Raw genomic sequence first — 18258 nt, 5'->3', positions numbered from 1 at the left:
TATATTTGTTAACCATTATTAATTTTATTTCATATTTATCGAATAATATTCATATAAACTACGATATGTATCTACAATTTAAGAATTACCTAAAAATTTTACCACAATATTCACAAAAACTTATTATATGTATTTTTTGAAACTTCAAAATTGGTATTACCTTTACAAGCTCCTATTTAAGCATTTTCTCCTCATTCAAATAATATTCAAAATTAGTAAACCAGAGTAAACTTAAGATTTTAATAGCATTTCACTTAAGATATCATTTACATTAACAAAAATAGTTATATGCGAATAATTTTAGGAATTAAAGTAAAAACTGATAAGGGCTATAATTTTCAAGGTACAGTTAAACAAATGAGGTGTAAAACATGGAAATGAATAAAAGTATAGTAAAGTCATTCGCTAAACATTTAGCTGACGAAACTTTCAATTTAAAATTATGGGATGGAGAAATAACACAAATTGGTGAAGGCGAACCAAAGTTCACTATAGTTATAAATAAATTCCCAAGTAAAAAAGATTTATTATCTGATGCTAGTGTGGCTTTAGGTGAAGCTTATATGGATGGAGATATAGATTTTGAAGGAGATCCACAAGAAATATTTGAAAGCATGATGAGAAACAAAGATAGTTTCTTAAATGAAAGCATCTTATTAAAGCTTGCTGGAAAAATTAAAGCTCCTTCACTTTTAAAATCAAAAAAAGATATAGCACATCACTATGATATAGGAAATGACTTCTATAGTTTATGGCTAGATAAAACGATGAGTTATTCATGTGGATATTTTAAAAATGAAAATGACACTCTTTATGATGCTCAGATGAATAAAATACATCATATATTAAAGAAATTAAACTTACAAGAAGGACAATCACTTCTTGATATTGGATGCGGATGGGGATACCTTATAATAGAAGCTGCTAAACTTTATAAAGTTAAAGCTATGGGTATAACTTTAAGCGAAGAACAATTTGCAAAAGCAACTCAAAGAATTAAAGAAGAAGGTCTTGAAGATTTAGTTACAGTTAAATTAATGGACTATAGAGATTTAGCTAAATCTGGATTAGTTTTTGATAGAGTAGTAAGTGTAGGTATGGTAGAACACGTTGGTCATGCAAACATTCCATTATTCTATAAAAATGTTGATGCTGTTTTAAAAGAAGGTGGATTATTCCTACTTCACAATATAACAAACTTAGTTGAAACTGAAGGTAACAAGTGGATAACTACTTATATATTCCCAGGTGGATATATCCCAACTCTAAGAGAAGAAATTAGCATTGCTGGAGACATTAATTTCCATGTTCTTGATGTAGAAAGTTTAAGACTTCACTACATGAAGACATTACAAGAATGGCTTAAAAACTTTGAAGAACATATGGCTGAAGAAAGAGAAATGTTTGATGAAAGATTCTTAAGAATGTGGTACATTTACTTAGCTTCATGTGCAGCTGCATTCCACTACTGGACTATAGATATACATCAAACACTATACTCAAAGGGTGTAAATAACGATTTACCTTTAACTAGAGATTATCTATACCAAGATTAATATAAAAGTTGATGACAATTAGTCATCAACTTTTTTTACTTTAACTCTCTATAATTTTTACATATGTACCTTCTTTTGATCTATTATATGCTTTATTATTTAAATTTTTTATATAATCAGACTTTTCACTGGCTCTAAAAGCTTTTTCTTTATAATATACTTTAGGGTCTATTAATCTTATTTTATTATTAATTACTATATCCCATTCTTTTGTATCTTCTATTACTTTTACACCACTATGTAATGATAAAAGAAGTTTTCTTACTTCATCTATATTAGATTTTTCTAATTTCTCTATAATCTCGTCATCAGTCTTCATCATATCTTTTAATTTAATTTCTCCATTATCAATTGCTAATTTTATTGCTTTAGATAATCTATCAGAAGCATAAATATTTAATGGATCCATGAAATAATCTATAACTTCTTTATAATAAAGCTCTGTAAACCATATTGCCATATCTAATGAATCTATAACTATTTCTCCGTTGAATATAATTAAAGAATTTATAAACTTATTAATCTCTTCTTTAGATATCTTTTCATCTGCAAACATATCCCTTAATGTATAATCAATTCTATCTGCACAAAGATCTGGAGCTTTCCTTTCTAATATAGTCCACTTTTCTTCATTTAATAAAATATCTTTATAATCAAATCCATATTTTTTAAGAACAGTTGGTATATCAGATTTTTCTATAACTTCTAAAAATATTTTCTCATGGTAATCCTCATTGCTACATTCTAACGCATAATCTATAACATGGGAAAATGCAGTATGAGAAATATCATGTAATAGTCCTGCTATTTGCTCTTCTATTGAACCACCCATAATTTTTATAAGTATCATGACACCTACAGAATGCTCATAGCGTGTAACATTACATTTAGGATTAACTAAATAATTTGCTCCACCTTGATGTACATTTTTAAGCCTTTTTACAGCTTTAGTATTTAAAAGTTCCTCTAATACTGGTTCGATTTCTATACTTCCATAAATTTCATCTTTTATAATCATAACTTTCCCCCTTATACAAACTTCTTCTATTTTATCATAAATTTAATAACATGAATCTTGTTTTAAAGCAAATAAAATATTGATATTTAGGCAAACTAATCTTGTACATTATTATAGCTCTAAGGAGGATTTTTGAAATGGATAATAACAAAAACAGATTAAAAGATCACCCAAAAACTAATGCTGAGCTTAGAAAAATGTATTCTGAGCAAGGTGCAGAAATCGGAATAGAACATGGTAAGAAAATTGGTAGTCACGCTAATGGAAAGAAATTTACTAAACGTTCAAAGCTTTCTCACAATAAGTAGCTCATTTTAATTGCACCCTTATTACATAATAAAGGATATGGTATAAATATTTATACCATATCCTTTTAATTAATATTGTAATTCTTTTAAACATAGCCCATGTGCAGGTGCTCTATATCCTGCTCTTGATCTATCCTTAGCTTCTATAATTTCATTTATATCTTTAACCTTTATCTTATCTAATCCAACTTCTATTAAAGTTCCAGCTAATATTCTAACCATATTTAACATGAAGCTATTTCCATTTACTTCAATTTCAATCATTCCATCTTTTTCATTTATATTTATATAATTTATAGTTCTTATAGTTGACTTTTTCTTACCCTTAAGGCTAGTAAAACTTTCAAAATCATGAGTCCCTATTAACATCTTAGAAGCCTCTTTCATTTTTTCTACATCTAATTTATCCTCTATATGATATGAATATTTTTTCATAAAAACATTTCTATATGTATTATTATCTATAGTGTATACGTATGTTTTTGATTTAACATTATATCTTGAATGAAATCTTTCACTAACATCTTTAATTGATTTTATTGCTATATCCTCTGGTAAATACTCTAATAAATATTTAAACATTTCATAACAAGTCATTATACTATTTGTTGTGAAATTAGCTATATAATTTTCTGCATGAACTCCACTATCAGTTCTACCACACCCTATAACATTTATTTCTTCACCTGTCATTTTACTTAAAACATTTTCTAATTTACCTTGTATAGTTACTACATTGCTTCCTTTTTGATTTTGCTTCTGAAAACCCTTATATCTTGTTCCGTCATATTGTAATGTAAGTTTTAAATTTCTCATCTATTTGTCTCCTTAAATTCCTTTTAGAATAATAATTATTATATCATATAAAACTAATAATAGTTTCTTTTAACTGAACATTATTAATTTATAGTAAAACAATTTGTTATTTTAAATCTTATATTATTTTTAGTGTTAAAATATACTTAGAGGTGATATAGATGAAAAATATAAATGATTATATAAAAATTGAAAATCAAGATGGAGTATCTGAAAAAAAAGAAACAGCAAAATTCCACAAGATTACCTTAGATTCAGATAAAGAAAAACAACTAGGTGAAAAAAAATCTAGTGAAATTAAAAAATATTTTAGTGCTTTAAAAAATAAATATGAAGAAGATGACAAAGGTAGATATAGAGTCTTAATACCAAGAGATGCTTATGACCTTAAAGTTTTACTTGATGATTTAAATACAATATTAAACAGCTAAAAAAGGAAGTGCTTATATCGGCACTTCCTTTTATCCTATTCTAAGGCATTAATGTTGTTATTCTAATATTACATTGTACAGAAACTGCATCTGATAATTGAATGACTCCTGTACTAGTATTTATAAGTGTCAACATAGTTGTATTTTCTACTGTTACTATTGAGCTTCCGCATAATTGTGCTGATAAGGCAGCTGGAACTGTTGAAGTCACAATTTTATTTTCAGTTGCGTTTAATGATACTGAAATTTCTCCAAGTATTGTTTCTCCTCCAACTACTACTGACCAATCTACTAAATATACTCCTGGCGTATTTATTGTAAAAGAGCCTCCATTTCTCACTATTCCTGAAAATGGAACTATAGTTGTATCAAATGGAATTATTCCATTTACTGAAATCGCCTGTCCTTTTTGGAATTGTGTCTGAGCAATCATTCCACCAAATTTTGTATATGGAGCTACTGGCCCTATTGATCCTTGTTCTCTTGTTACTCCTGTTGTCCCTATTTGTTCTTGCTCTCCCGTTGCTCCTGTTGTCCCAATCAGACCTTGTTCTCCTGTTGCTTCTGTTGTTCCCATCAATCCTTGTTTTCCTGTTACTCCTGTCGTCCCTATCGCTCCCTGTCCTCCTGTTACTCCTTTTGAAGCTGCTTGATCAATACCACTTTCAACTGATTCTAAAATAATTAAATTTGATTTTACATCAGTAAATGTGGCAAAGCTAACCATCTCTCCAGTTTTATTTACTAATTTAACTGTAGCTGGTGCATTAACAATTTCTATAAGAGTAAATCCACCTACCTCTCCAGTTTTCATAGGTGATCCAGAACTAACTTCCCTACCGTCTGAAGTTATTATTGAAAATTTTAATGCCGGATTTCCTAGTGCAGTTTGTACTGATATCATCCATGAAATGTAATAAGCACCATTTTTATTTATTGTTATTATACCAGTCTCTAAATCATAGGTTATATTTGAACTCAAATTATTTACAATAGAATCAAAAATAATATTTTTATTATCATCTACTGAGCCTTGAGTTACCTTTTCAACTTGCAACCCTATACCTGTAATGATCATATAATCACCTCATTAATCATTTAAAACATCCTTTTTTATTCATCAACATTATATAATATCCATTTATTATTCTGTGTGCTAATTAAATGGTAAATAAAAAGTAGTACAAAATAATCTAAATCCCAAATATTGGATGATTTTGATTTAAGTATTTTTAAGCAAACAGATACACACAAATTTAATTCTGTCTAATCTTTTTATATAAATATATATTACAATACTTATCTAATATAAGTTCAAATACTATAGAAATTATAATCTAATTAATATTTATTTTTAGCTAATTCTATAGGCTGTTGTTGAGTTACACAGTGAATCATCCCACCATCTTTATATAATTCTCTTATATCTATTCCAATAACTTCTCTATCAGGATATAACTCTTGTATAATCTCATTTGCAATTTCATCATTAGAATCGTTATAATTTGGAACTAATACAACATCATTACCTATATAGAAGTTCATATATGAACCTTGATATCCTAAGTTCTTTCCATTTTTTAATTTTACATTATTTTTTGTAAGTGGTAGATATACATAGTCATACTTTTCTTCATTTACATTTGTTGCATTTAATAATATTTTAATATCTTTTCGGCTCAATCCCCAATCTCTTAATCCTTCTTTGTCTAAAGTTATAATTGTTGACTCATCATAAAATTTTGCAAATCCATCAATATGGAAATCTGTTATATCTAAGCCAACTACACCGTCTAACCATATAAATTTTTCAACACTATAGTATTGTCTTATATAATCTTCTATTTCAGCTTGGCTTAAAGCTTTATTTCTATTTTTATTTATTATAGAGCTTTTGGTCGCTAGGAAAGTTCCATTCCCATCTAATTCCATAGCTCCTCCTTCTAAAACTACTTCATTTAAACTTATATTTTTAATACCTAAATCCATACTCACTTTGCTAGGTATTTTATCTGATTTCTTGTATGGTTCCTTTTTTCCCCAACCGTTGAATCCCCAATCTAATATTGCAAGTTCATCTTTTTCATTATAAACAAATATAGGTCCATTATCTCTTATCCACACATCATCAGTCTCATAAATATAAAAATATACATAGTTCATATCAATATTTTCTTTTTCTAATAATTTCTCTATTCTATCTCTTTCTTTATTATTATAAGCTACTATGTGTACATTTTCACATTTTGATAAATACTTAGTCATTTTTACCCATATCTCTTCTATCCCATTTTGATACGCTTTACCATAAGTATAACTGTGAGGCCATTGTAACCAAGTTCCTTCATGTTCTTCATCTTCTAGTGGCATATAGTAGCTAGAATTATCTTGCTCTTTAATAGTTTTTATTTCATATTCATTAGTAAATCCCTTTATTGTTAATAGTACTGGTAATGATAAACCTAGTGTAAGTATTTTTTTATTCATAACAAACCTCCCTTATTCTTATAAATTAAGTATAAAGGTTATCATAATGTTAAGGTCAACTATACTTTTGAACTTTTACAGATACTTCAGTTACAAATTCATAACTCGATGAAGTCAACGAAGAATCTACAAAGTATTTTTCCATAAAATTCCCTTTAATTTCAAAGTTATTGTTTCTAGACCAGTTATATAAAGCACTGTATGCATCACTTAGCATTTCATAAGACCCATAATGAGTTGTGCTAATATATGTATTTTCTTCAACTATTTTAGTATCAAAACCATCTATTTTTTTATGATTTATGATAGGTTGATAATATTCTATTTCAAATATATTTTCATCTAAATTTTCATTTTGATAAAACATCACATAATAAGCTCCTAGTTTAGTAACCTTATTTTTTGAAATTATACTATATGATGATTCTATAAATTTTTCTATATCTTCACAATTGATAGTGGCTTTTTTGCATAAAGCTTTAAATGGTTGCTTTTCACATACGTTAACATCGTAATTATTTATAATTACATTTATCTCTTTTATTTTCTTTTTTTCTTCTAACTCTGAAATTAAATGTCCATATTTATTTATATTCTTCTTTATTTCTTCAATCTTATTTATGTATATATCCATACTCTCATATTTATTATTATCTAGTATGTCTTTTATTTCTTCATAAGAAAAGTAATATCTTCTTAAATTTTTTATTTTTGATATTATACTAAAATCTTCATCTGTGTAATATCTATATCCATTATCACCTATATAACTAGGTTTTAATATATTTTCCTTATCATAGTACCTAAGCATACGAGTTGATATTTTAGTTATGTTTGAAGCTTCTCCTATTTTATACATACAACACCTCTTTTGTTTACTTTATTAATTATTTTATACTATCTAGATTTAAAATACGCTTACGATATTTTTTTACCCATTTTATGTGTTGCACTTAATATGATAACTGCTGTCTCCGATAGTGATAAATGATTCTCTTGCATATATTTTAGTACAGAAAATTTAAAATCGCCAGAATAAGTTCCTTTTTTAGCTTCAATCCTATATGAACAAACTTTTCATATCTTTTAACCCATCTTCGTATCTATTCAGAAGTTGTTCCTAATATCTTTGCACTTTGCCCTCAAGACATATAACATTCAATAACTCTTTAACAGCTTCTAACTTTTCATAATAAGAATATTTTGACATGAAAAATGCACCTCAAAATGTTATAAACTTTATCTAACATTTTGGATGCACTTCACTTGTAATACTTAATAATTTATCTATGTATTATATTAATAATTATTTATTACTATATTTCTTATGAGTTAAAATCATCTCATTTGCAAATGTTTTTAGCATCTCTACATTCATAAGCTGATCTTCAGCATGCATTAAAAGCATTGATATACTAACCTTATTTCCACTTGCTTCTTCTTGTATTAAAGAAAAATGTGACTCATGTGCTTTTAATATTGATTCTTCAGCCTCTTTTATTTTATTCTCTGCTTCCTCAAATTTTTCTTCTCTTGACAGCTCTAAAACTTCAAATAAATGTGATTTAGCTTCTCCTACATTGCTTATTATTTGAAAAGATATTAATTCTAAATTATCCATATTAATCCCTCTTTCTAGTTATATTTTATTTATATTACTAGCAATACTTATGCCATTTTTTATGCATACTATAAACCCATTATTATTACTAACTTTTTTCATTTTATAAATTTATAATAATTCCATTCTTTATTAAGTGTGCTTTATTTTTATACTAGCTTTATATAAAAGTTTCTTATAATACACACTTAATTCTACACAATATAACTATAGGCACATAATATTTGCATTTTTATCACAGTCTACAAAATCTATAAAATATATATCTAAATACAAATTTACATACATAAAAGAGCATCATAAAAATGATGCTCTAAAACCTAAATATATAAAGCTGTTATTTATATTACCAAATTTAACCTTTTGAATATGGTTCTATATGAATATTTATCTCTTTAATATAAGGTAATTCTGATATTATAAGCTTTTCTAATTTATGAGAAATTTCATGAGCACTATATAATGTTTTATTGCAATCAATTAATATACTCATATCAATATATGCATACGACCCATGCTTTCTTGATTTTATATTACTAATTCCTCTTATATCACTATAGTTATTTGCAATTGAATTTATAAGCTCTAAATCTTTAGGATTAATAGATGTATCCATTAATTCATTACAAGATGTTTTGAATATATCAACACCTACTTTTACTACTACTAAAGCTACTGTAATTGAGGCAATAGGGTCAAGTATCTTAAAGCCTAAAATTGCACCTCCAATTCCTATAAAGGCTGCTACTGATGATAATGCGTCAGACCTATGATGCCAAGCATCTGCCTTTAAAGATGGTGAATTTATTTTCTTAGCTACTTTTATTGTTATTCGATACTGGTATTCTTTTACTAATACAGATATTACTGATACTATAAGTGGCAGAATAGTTGGAGTACTTAAAGTACTAGGATTAAGCAAAGCTTTTATTCCTTGTATTCCTATATCTAAAGCTACAATTATTAAAACCGTAGATAGTATAAAGGCCACTAGAGTCTCAGCCTTCTCATGTCCATATTGATGCTCAACATCTTTAGGCTTTCTAGATATTTTATTTCCAATTAATACTCCTATTGAAGTTACTATGTCCGATGCAGAATGTAAACCATCTGCTATTATTGCATTAGATTTCCCTATTATACCTGCAAAAATCTTTATTATTGTTAGAAATATATTTAGCACTATAGAGATTACCGTTACTTTATTAGATTCACTATACCTTTTTTCCATAAGACTTACCCCTTTATTATCAACTGATAATATATTGTATGCTCAAATGCTCTATTTTGCCATAATTTAATCTAGAATTAATTATTATCAATTGATAAAACAAATCATTTATCAATCAAAAAAAGAGTATCTAAATGTTACTCTTTTATTTATATAATTTTTTTATTTTTGCATTAAATCTCTCCATATAAAACCTGTTATTTATATATTAGCCTTCTTCATTAATCTAAGAATATTTAATACAGTTCCTTCATCAATACTATTTTTATCCATATTTGATACTGTACATATATTTGTTATACCTGTAAGTCTCTCAATTACTTTCTTATTATTCTTATGTATTATATCATCTTCATCATATCCATTTATTATTATTCCTTTAACTTCTATTCCAATATTCTTTAAATGATTTACAGTAAGTATTGTATGATTTATAGTTCCAAGACTAGCTCTTGCAACTAATATAGTAGATAATCCTAAATCTCTTATAATATCTTCTAGAAGTATTATTTCGTCTCCTTCTATTTTTATTGGACAGACAATACCTCCACTACCTTCTACCACTAAAAACTCATATTTCTCCATCATATTTTTATAATCGGATATAATTTTCTGTAAGTTTATATCAACCTCTTCAATATGCGCTGCTAAATGTGGTGAATATGGATTTCTTAATGTATATGAAACCATATTGTTATACTCCTCTTTAAGTCCAGACATTTCACAAACTTCATGTGCATCTCCAGGTATTAACTTACCATCCATCTCTATAGCACCACTTAATACCCCTTTAAAATATCCCGCATCAATTCCATAATCTCTTAATCCCTTTACTAATAATGAGGAAATAAACGTCTTTCCTACTTCTGTATCTGTTCCTGTTACAAATATTCCACTTCTCACTATCTTCACCTTCAATCCTACTATTTGTTAAAGCCATATATTTGCTATAAGTAAATTATTAATTTAATCTTCTATACTACTAAAATTACATTATAAATTCTAAATTTACTCACTCTAAATTCTAAACTTATTTTACCTTTTACAATAGTCTATCATCATTTTGAGACTTTTCCCACATGTTCACACTTTATTTACAAACTTTTAATTTAACCTTCTATAATACTTAATTTGCTTTATAAATTTAAAAGTTTATTATAATAACTAAATTCCTACTTTCCCTTATATGATAGTTTATCATTATTTTTAGTAATTTCTATAATCCAATTCTTTTTCATAAAATTAACCCTCTTATGAAATATTTGTTTTATACTTATATAGTATTATTAACAGAAAATATTAAAATAAAATTCAACTTGCTTTTTACTGCTTTTATTTCTTCCTACTATGTTTCTTCTATTATTACTATTTATTTAAAATAAATAGCTAAGCATTGAAATGCTTAGCTATTAATAATTTATTTATATTAAACAATATTTACTATTCAAATTCTTTTATTCTCTCCATCATTTTTCTATAACGAAATCTTGCCACTTCATTTAATTTCTTAACATCTTCCTCATTGCCTGTAAATTGACATCTTAAGCAATAATATTCATCCTTTTCTTTCTCGTAAAACATATCAATATCTAAATCTCTCATAAAACATGATGGACACCTATAATTTAATCTACCTTTTCCAGCTTGAGACATGTAATCAACTCCTCATTGTTTTTTATTTCTTTACTTAGTCCAATTGTAAACATTGGTGAGAAAGCATAGCCTTCTTTTATATATCCTTTAACATTGCAATTTAAAGCCTTTAATGATATCTTAGTATCTACTTGTGGAACAATAGCTTCTACTAATTTTAAATTATTTATATCCTCTTCTCGACATTTATATCCATAAGTAATTTCCTTTTCCTCTTCATCATTTCTACATCTTAATGTAATTCCAAGCATATCTTCTGGATATTCCGTCGTTCCATAGCATGCAGTCATATATTCATTTATTTGAACTTTAGCATCCTCAATACTTGATTTTGTAATCTTACGTGATACTACTATTTCTCCAGTATCCTCTGCAAATGTAAATTCTGAAATAAGTTCTATTGTTAGTTTATTAAATTTAATTTCCACTGGATTAAGAGTTAAAATTCTATTCTTTCCCTTTTGTGAAAATTTAGCCTTTGTACGACATAAGCATAAATCAACTTCTTCTCCATCATAAGTTAACTTACAACTTCTTATTGTTCCTTCTCCGGCATAATGTGTAAAATAACCTGCACGATACATTGCTTGTATTAAGTAAGGGTATGATGCATCTTGTACATGCTTTGTTCCAATTCCAACTGGACGCTCTAATTTTGCAACATATGGTCTTAAATCAATTAATGCTCCACCTTGATTCATATCTATACATGTACGCATATATGGATCACTGTACCAGAATAATTGTTTTTCTGAACCATAAAGAATATCCTTCCATAATGCACATTCTGGCTCAGTATAAGTTTTATTCTCCCTATACCACTTTGCAAACTCAGTCATTGTCATTTCTGTAAGTTCTCCTTCATCTCTAAGTTTTGCATAATATGCCATGCCATCGCGATAACTTTTTTCTAATAATTCATATGGCGCTTCCCATCGTCCCATCTTATTCATCCATCCAGGACCTACAAACATCATATTATAAGAATAGCCATTGTTATATTTTTTAAGAGATCTGTATTGATCTATTAAATTATAAAGATATGGATATTTACCATCTTTATAAATCATACCTCTTAAAACATTTTGTGGATGAGTACCAAAATTTGATCCATTTCCATCAAAACAAGCAATTAAATCTCTTGAAAGGTGAGGAATCGCAACTATTCCACTATCCTCATACTCATTAGCTGCTGGCGCATGAGTATTAGCTTTTGATGGAATCCATGGATTCCATGGACCTCCATCAAATAGTGTATACCAAGAATTATTACATGTTCTATACGCCTTTGGCCCTTCTTCCCAACATGTTGCAACAGCACACTTTACAGTAGGATATTTACTTTTAATGTAATTAGTTAATTCAGCATCCATGTAATATGATCCTGTTGATTCCGGATAAAAACCAAATACTTCATAAAATTTACTAAATACATCATTTACTATCGAAATTTTATCCTCCATTGAAAACATCCAAATACAAAAATCTTTAGTTTTATATTTATCACGGAACTCTTTGCATGGAAGACCTAGCAATGTAAGTGATATTTCATCTCCATACTTTTCATGATGCTCCTTTGCAAGATTTATAGCTTCTTCATTAAATAAACTTGCATAAGTCATTTGAATTGTTGTCTTAAATCCATTTTCATGAGCAATTTCCTGCTGAAGCTTAAATATATCAAGGGATTCGGTAATTAAACTCTCTCTAGTAATATCCTCTTCTTTTCCCTGATCAGTTATTTTTTGTGAATACTCAGGAACCATTTCCGGCCTGTGTACTATATTTAATATAAACTTATCCATAAATATCCTCCAATATAAATTCTTTTATCTTAGCTTATAACTCTTTTCTTGTATACAATAACTCCACCTACTAAAGCAATAATTCCAATAGTTATAGGGAAAATTGGATTTCTTCCTGTTGTAGGTAAATTATTTTTATTACTATCATCTTCTAAATCATTATTACTTTCATTTGAATTATTATCACTATTTGCATCATTATCACTATTATTTTCATTATTATTACTACTATCTTCTTTATTAAGAACTAAACCTTTAATTGCTAACTCTAATTCTTCTATTGCATTATCCACCTCGTTTTGAGTTGCATTTTCATTGTTTAATACATTTTCTCCCTTAGATAAGGCATCTTTGAACTTCTTAAAGCTTTCTTCAGTATAACTTTCTTTATTTTTATCTTTATTTTTTTCTATTAGCTCTTTAAGAACCTCTTTATTTACTACTGGCTTTTCGTCAGTTGGCTTTTCTATTAAACCTTTAATTGATAATTCTAATTTTTCTATTGCATTATCCACCTCTTCTTGAGTTGCATTTTCATTGTTTAATACATTTTCTCCCTTAGATAAGGCATCTTTGAACTTCTTAAAGCTTTCTTCAGTATAACTTTCTTCATTTTTATCTTTATTTTTTTCTATTAGTTCTTTAAGAGCATCCTTATTTACTACTGGCTTTTCGTCAGTTGGCTTTTCTATTAAACCTTTAATTGCTAATTCTATTTCTTCTATTGCATTATCCACTTCATTTTGAGTTGCATTTTCATTGTTTAATACGTTTTCTCCCTTAGATAAGGCATCTTTGAACTTCTTAAAGCTTTCTTCAGTATAATTTTCTTCATTTTTATCTTTATTTTTTTCTATTAGCTCTTTAAGAACATCTTTATTTACTACTGGTTTTTCTTCTTCATAAAAATCACTAATATCCAATTTATCTAGGTTTCCTGATTTTTTTTCATCTGAATAAAATTTAATCTTATTAATTCCTTCTTTAACTGCAATCTCAATTTCTTTTTTTGAAATTCCCAATGTCTTATCGAGATTTACAGAATTTTTCTCCCCATCATTAACCTTGTAATTCATTTTGAAGTTTTCTTTTCCTTCATAATAGATATTTGCTTTATATCTACCACTTTTATTAGCATTTATTGAAAGTGTAACTGAGTTGTTTTCTCCATCAGAAATTCCTGATAACCATCTACCATTTGATGCCGCTTCCTCTACTAAAATTTTAGAATTACCTGTAAAAGTATTCATATATGATTCGAACTCTAAAGTTTTATTTTTTGTACTAATTGTATCCCCTTCTAAAATTATTCCAGCTATTCCATTTGCTCCAATTGAATCAATTGTGACTTCAACGGAGCCATCCTTATTTACTCTTAAGGTGTTTTCTACTGGTTTAATATTTATTGATGAGCTAGTTGTCATTGAATAAACCTTTGCTTTTATATTCGCTCCACTTTTAAAAGGTAAGTTATTCATTTTAACTGTTACATTTCCATACTCTTCATTTGAATAATTTGTTAAGAAGGCAATAGGATTCCCTGCTATATTTATAGCTCCTATTCCATCACTTATTTTGCTATTCTTAACTTCTGTAGATTTAACTTTAAAATTTCCATCTCCAAGTCCTAATTTTTTTGATAGTAGATTCCATGTTTTAGTAAATGTTGCAAGGGTTGGGGAACCATTATTCCATGCATAAACTCCCTTTCCTCTTTCAATCCACCCTTTACTTGCTTCATAATCATCCATAGGAACATCACTTGGATAGCTTGTATAATATCCTCCACCTGAATAACCATCAATAATCATATCAATTAAATTTCTTCCGTGATATGACATACTTTTAGCTCCAGTGTGATACTCATGAGGTTGTCCTGTACTTGCATTATATTCATTTAAAAATATAGGCATTTCTTTCCCTGTTTTATCTCTAAGCCAATATTTAAGATTTCTACTATTAGCTCCTTCATTTGATGTATCTTGATTTGCAGGTCTTGATCCATATTTATGAATAGATACAAATTCTACTCTATCATGCCAATTTTCATATTCCTTTGAAAATAAGGTTCCAAGAACTCCATATTCTCCGCCCCAGCTATCATCTGATCCTCCACCTAATTTCATTGTTGGTTTTGCGTTAGGATCTCCTGTAAGCTCTATCTCTGCTTCATACATAGCATCAATTGCTTGATACATTGTATCTGCTGCAATTAAGTTAACTTTATTACTTGATGGATATGGAGTTCCATCTGGCCTACGTTGATCTCCTCCTTGTGGAATATACCAATGTGGCTCGTTTAACAATTCATAATAATCAGCATATGGTTTTAGCATTATATATATCTTTTTAACTATATCTCTAAATATTTCCCAATCCTTTGGAGCACTATTACAAGCTTTCTCTGTATGCGGTGCACCTGGAAGTGGATATCCTGATGCTAACCATTCAGGAATCTGGAATGTCATTACCATAACATCAAATCCCATTTCCTTAGCTTTTTTAACCCAACTCATAAGTCTATCAGTATTCCAATTTTCAGGATTTGACATTCCATTTAAATACTGTCCATGGCTTCTATAATACTCCATATCTTTTTTATACCCTTCAACTGAGAATTGACGCTTAACACCATCAGGGCCTTTAACATAGTAGTAATCGGCTTCAACATAACTTGGTTGACCTGGTTTAATATCTGAGTTGCTAGCCCAATCTGTATTTGGAGTTTTAGTCCAAATTGGTAATATTTCTTGAAGACGAGCATCTGCTCTCATAAATTTAACGCCCATATCATCTCTTAACATTTCCCAAGCCTTCGAATGATCTCCAATATCATTATCCTTTTTATTAATGCTTGGATAATGAGTTACTCCGAATATATCTTTAGAACCTTCTGCTATTGTGTTTCCATAATCAATATTTATACTTCCACCATCAATTGGCTTAACAACAGTAATTGAAGAAGTAGCCTCATAACCACCATCTACAGATTTTGCAGTTATTATTGCATTTCCGCTTTCTGAAATTGCTTTTATAGTTATTTCATTTCCATTTTCTTTTTCAATTTTTACTACATTTGAATTAGAGGTTGTCCAAACTATATCTTTAGTTTCTGCATTTTCTGGACTTATAGTTGCTTTAATAACTGCCTCTTCATCCTTTTTCATTGTTATATTCTTTGGATTAACAGCTATACTTGCAACAGCATTTTTTACAACTATTTTAAATGAATTAGAAATATCATTGTTTCCTTGAATATTTGCAGTAATTACTGCTTCTCCAATACTCATTGGTGTTAGTAATCCTGAATTGCTTACAGCTACAACCTCTGGATTACTTGATGTATATTCTAATTTATTTGATGTGCCTGAGTTTTCTGGAAATATTCTACCATCTATAGTAAAGTCTTTACGCTCTAATGGAAGGATGTACCTCTTATTATCCCCACTTCCCTCTGCTCCTAGTTTATCAAGATTTTGAAAACCAATTGATAGCTTTATATCTTTAGGAACTAGTACTAGTTTATCAGCATTTAATTCACCAGAATCGGTCCAAAATTTAATAGTATTATTATTTCCTGCATTTAAATTAATATCAAATTCTACAGGATTACTTAAGTTTCCATCACTTGCATCTATAATCTTAGATTCATTACCATTTACAGAAACATTAATCCTTGAATTGTTTTCTAATACATAAAGTAATGCTCTATAAGTTCCATCTCCATCTGCCTGAACTTTTCTTAAAGTAACAAAGTTATCTACTCCATTAAAATTTTTTACAATTCTATTAAATGAAGCTCCGGTCTTCCATGTAATTTCAGTATTTCCTCCAAAATGATTATCTTGACTTTCAAATTCATATATTGTTTGTGCCGGTAATACTTTATGTCTTCCATTCTTAACAATGATACCTGTTGCACCGTTTGACGGAATAGATGGAATAGTTGCATTTAATATACCATTTACAACCTTTCCAGCCACTTTTACATATGGAGAATTTACATCTTTCCCCTCACTTGCAACATAACATTCAAGCTCTACATCTCCATCTTCATATGGAATATTTTTAAGCTCTAAAGTAATATTTCTCTTCTCATCACTAAAGTTTGTTGCTAATATAACTGGTTCTCCTGAACTATTTATCATAGCTATTGAATCATCTACAATCCAGTTACTTCCCATATCTGTGGAAACAACTTTAAAATCCCCATTCCCTAACTTAAGCTTATTTGAAAGTAAATTCCAAGCTTTTGCAAAAGGATTCAATATAACATCGCCATTTTCATTTACTTTATATGTGTAACTTGAAGGAGATTGCTTATTTGATGTAGTACTATTAAATAAAATTCCACTCCATCCATCTCTCATCCCTTTAAATAAAGCTGATGCCTGTTGCTTTATTCCCACATTTCCAGTTATGTTCTCATCTGGAGTATTTGAGTTTTTGGAAACAGTTGTCCAACCTGTCATATAAATAGGTAAATCTGCATTTCCAGACCATCTTCTAATACTTTTTCTTCCTTCTTTAAATTCACCAAAATAATCTTTTTCATCTGAATTAACGTTTACATCATATGCCCTAACAGATACATATTGGAGCAAACTTTTATCCTTTTCATTCTTGTATTCATTTAAAAGATTTTCTATTTTTCCAAGTCTAGAATCGCCTTTGCTAGTAAGTACATATCCAGGTCCACCAATTTTATAGTTAGCACTTACAGACCTAACTGCTTTTGCTGTTTTAAAATAAACATCAATAAAATCATTGCTACTTAATGCTGAATCTGGGACTATTTCTACAAATTTTATTATGTCCTTATAGTCATTTGCTTCATTTAAAAATTCTTTAATCATAGATGTATATTTGCCTTCATCATCAAATTTTTTATCATTATTTAAATCTAACCATGATGGTAAATTAATGAATTCCAGCATAACATCCATTCCTGCCCCCTTAGCTCTTGTTAACTGTCCAGATGCTACATGTAAATATTCTTCTTTTACATTTGTATCAATTTCACCATTATCATTTGGATATAATCTTGCTAAATCTACAGGTACTTTTATTAACTTAACACCCATTTCATTATTCATTAAAGACCATGCTAATTGTTCATTAGGCTGCGGTATTCCAGACCCTCCAAATAAATACTTACTACCAGTTCCAATACTGGTGTTATAATCTACAATAATTTGAGCTTTGTCTTTACTTGATGTTAAAACTTTAGCCTCAGCTACCATACTAGATAACATTCCAACAGCTATTGCAGAAGATATAATTCTTTTTAAATTTCCTTTTAAAATTTTCATTTCTACCTCCTAAGTTATTC

General features: G+C 28.4%; 14 protein-coding genes. 3 read left to right on the top strand and 11 right to left on the bottom strand.

All coding sequences use genetic code 11. The features are described 5' to 3' along the window. Positions 1-371 precede the first annotated feature (371 nt). Positions 372-1556, top strand: coding sequence for a class I SAM-dependent methyltransferase (locus ACQPUW_RS04710; RefSeq protein ID WP_430836340.1), 1185 nt, complete (start codon positions 372-374; stop codon positions 1554-1556). A 40-nt stretch (positions 1557-1596) separates the two neighbouring features. On the opposite strand, the gene ACQPUW_RS04705 is transcribed toward ACQPUW_RS04710, so the two are convergent. Next, the gene (locus ACQPUW_RS04705) at positions 1597-2574 is read right to left on the bottom strand and encodes an HD domain-containing protein (protein WP_430836339.1); all 978 of its coding nucleotides are present in this window, start codon (positions 2572-2574) and stop codon (positions 1597-1599) included. Positions 2575-2711: 137 nt separating this feature from the next. Between ACQPUW_RS04705 and ACQPUW_RS04700 the strand changes: the two genes are divergently transcribed. Beyond that, entirely contained in the window at positions 2712-2882 is a 171-nt protein-coding gene (locus ACQPUW_RS04700) for a hypothetical protein (RefSeq protein ID WP_430836338.1), read from the top strand. Positions 2883-2951: 69 nt separating this feature from the next. Here ACQPUW_RS04700 and truA read toward each other — a convergent pair whose 3' ends face one another. After that, positions 2952-3698 carry a tRNA pseudouridine(38-40) synthase TruA gene (truA, locus tag ACQPUW_RS04695; protein WP_430836337.1) on the bottom strand — a complete coding sequence of 249 codons (747 nt, stop codon included), beginning with the start codon at positions 3696-3698 and terminating at the stop codon, positions 2952-2954. A gap of 161 nt (positions 3699-3859) precedes the next feature. Between truA and ACQPUW_RS04690 the strand changes: the two genes are divergently transcribed. After that, positions 3860-4129 carry a hypothetical protein gene (locus ACQPUW_RS04690; protein WP_430836336.1) on the top strand — a complete coding sequence of 90 codons (270 nt, stop codon included), beginning with the start codon at positions 3860-3862 and terminating at the stop codon, positions 4127-4129. Positions 4130-4169: 40 nt separating this feature from the next. Here the strand turns inward: ACQPUW_RS04690 and ACQPUW_RS04685 are convergent, their stop codons facing one another. From ACQPUW_RS04685 to ACQPUW_RS04645, 9 genes are all read right to left on the bottom strand, one after another. After that, on the bottom strand, positions 4170-5207 hold the full coding sequence (locus tag ACQPUW_RS04685; RefSeq protein WP_430836335.1) for a hypothetical protein: 1038 nt from the start codon (positions 5205-5207) through the stop codon (positions 4170-4172). A gap of 263 nt (positions 5208-5470) precedes the next feature. Further along, on the bottom strand, positions 5471-6616 hold the full coding sequence (locus ACQPUW_RS04680; protein WP_430836334.1) for an agmatine deiminase family protein: 1146 nt from the start codon (positions 6614-6616) through the stop codon (positions 5471-5473). Positions 6617-6671: 55 nt separating this feature from the next. Continuing rightward, the gene (locus tag ACQPUW_RS04675; RefSeq protein ID WP_430836333.1) at positions 6672-7475 is read right to left on the bottom strand and encodes a MerR family transcriptional regulator; all 804 of its coding nucleotides are present in this window, start codon (positions 7473-7475) and stop codon (positions 6672-6674) included. Positions 7476-7922: 447 nt separating this feature from the next. Then, positions 7923-8237, bottom strand: coding sequence for a PTS lactose/cellobiose transporter subunit IIA (locus tag ACQPUW_RS04670; protein WP_430836332.1), 315 nt, complete (start codon positions 8235-8237; stop codon positions 7923-7925). A 355-nt stretch (positions 8238-8592) separates the two neighbouring features. Beyond that, on the bottom strand, positions 8593-9468 hold the full coding sequence (locus ACQPUW_RS04665) for a cation diffusion facilitator family transporter (protein WP_430836331.1): 876 nt from the start codon (positions 9466-9468) through the stop codon (positions 8593-8595). 201 nt (positions 9469-9669) lie between these two features. Continuing rightward, positions 9670-10380 carry a dethiobiotin synthase gene (gene bioD, locus ACQPUW_RS04660; RefSeq protein WP_430836330.1) on the bottom strand — a complete coding sequence of 237 codons (711 nt, stop codon included), beginning with the start codon at positions 10378-10380 and terminating at the stop codon, positions 9670-9672. Between the two features lie 528 nt (positions 10381-10908). Further along, a complete protein-coding gene (locus ACQPUW_RS04655) occupies positions 10909-11121 on the bottom strand; it encodes a hypothetical protein (RefSeq protein ID WP_430836329.1) in 213 nt (70 codons plus the stop codon). Further along, positions 11094-12926, bottom strand: a complete 1833-nt coding sequence (locus ACQPUW_RS04650) for a hypothetical protein (protein ID WP_430836328.1) — start codon at positions 12924-12926, stop codon at positions 11094-11096. Before ACQPUW_RS04650 ends, ACQPUW_RS04655 begins: the two co-directional genes overlap by 28 nt. A 29-nt stretch (positions 12927-12955) precedes the next feature. Beyond that, entirely contained in the window at positions 12956-18238 is a 5283-nt protein-coding gene (locus tag ACQPUW_RS04645; RefSeq protein ID WP_430836327.1) for an Ig-like domain-containing protein, read from the bottom strand. Positions 18239-18258: the final 20 nt, after the last annotated feature.

The sequence above is a fragment of the Clostridium sardiniense genome (assembly GCF_050584765.1).
GTDB classification, from domain to species: Bacteria; Bacillota; Clostridia; order Clostridiales; family Clostridiaceae; genus Clostridium; species Clostridium sardiniense_A.
The sequence above is the reverse complement of the archived record's forward strand: the minus strand, read 5'-3'. Positions and strand labels throughout refer to the sequence as shown.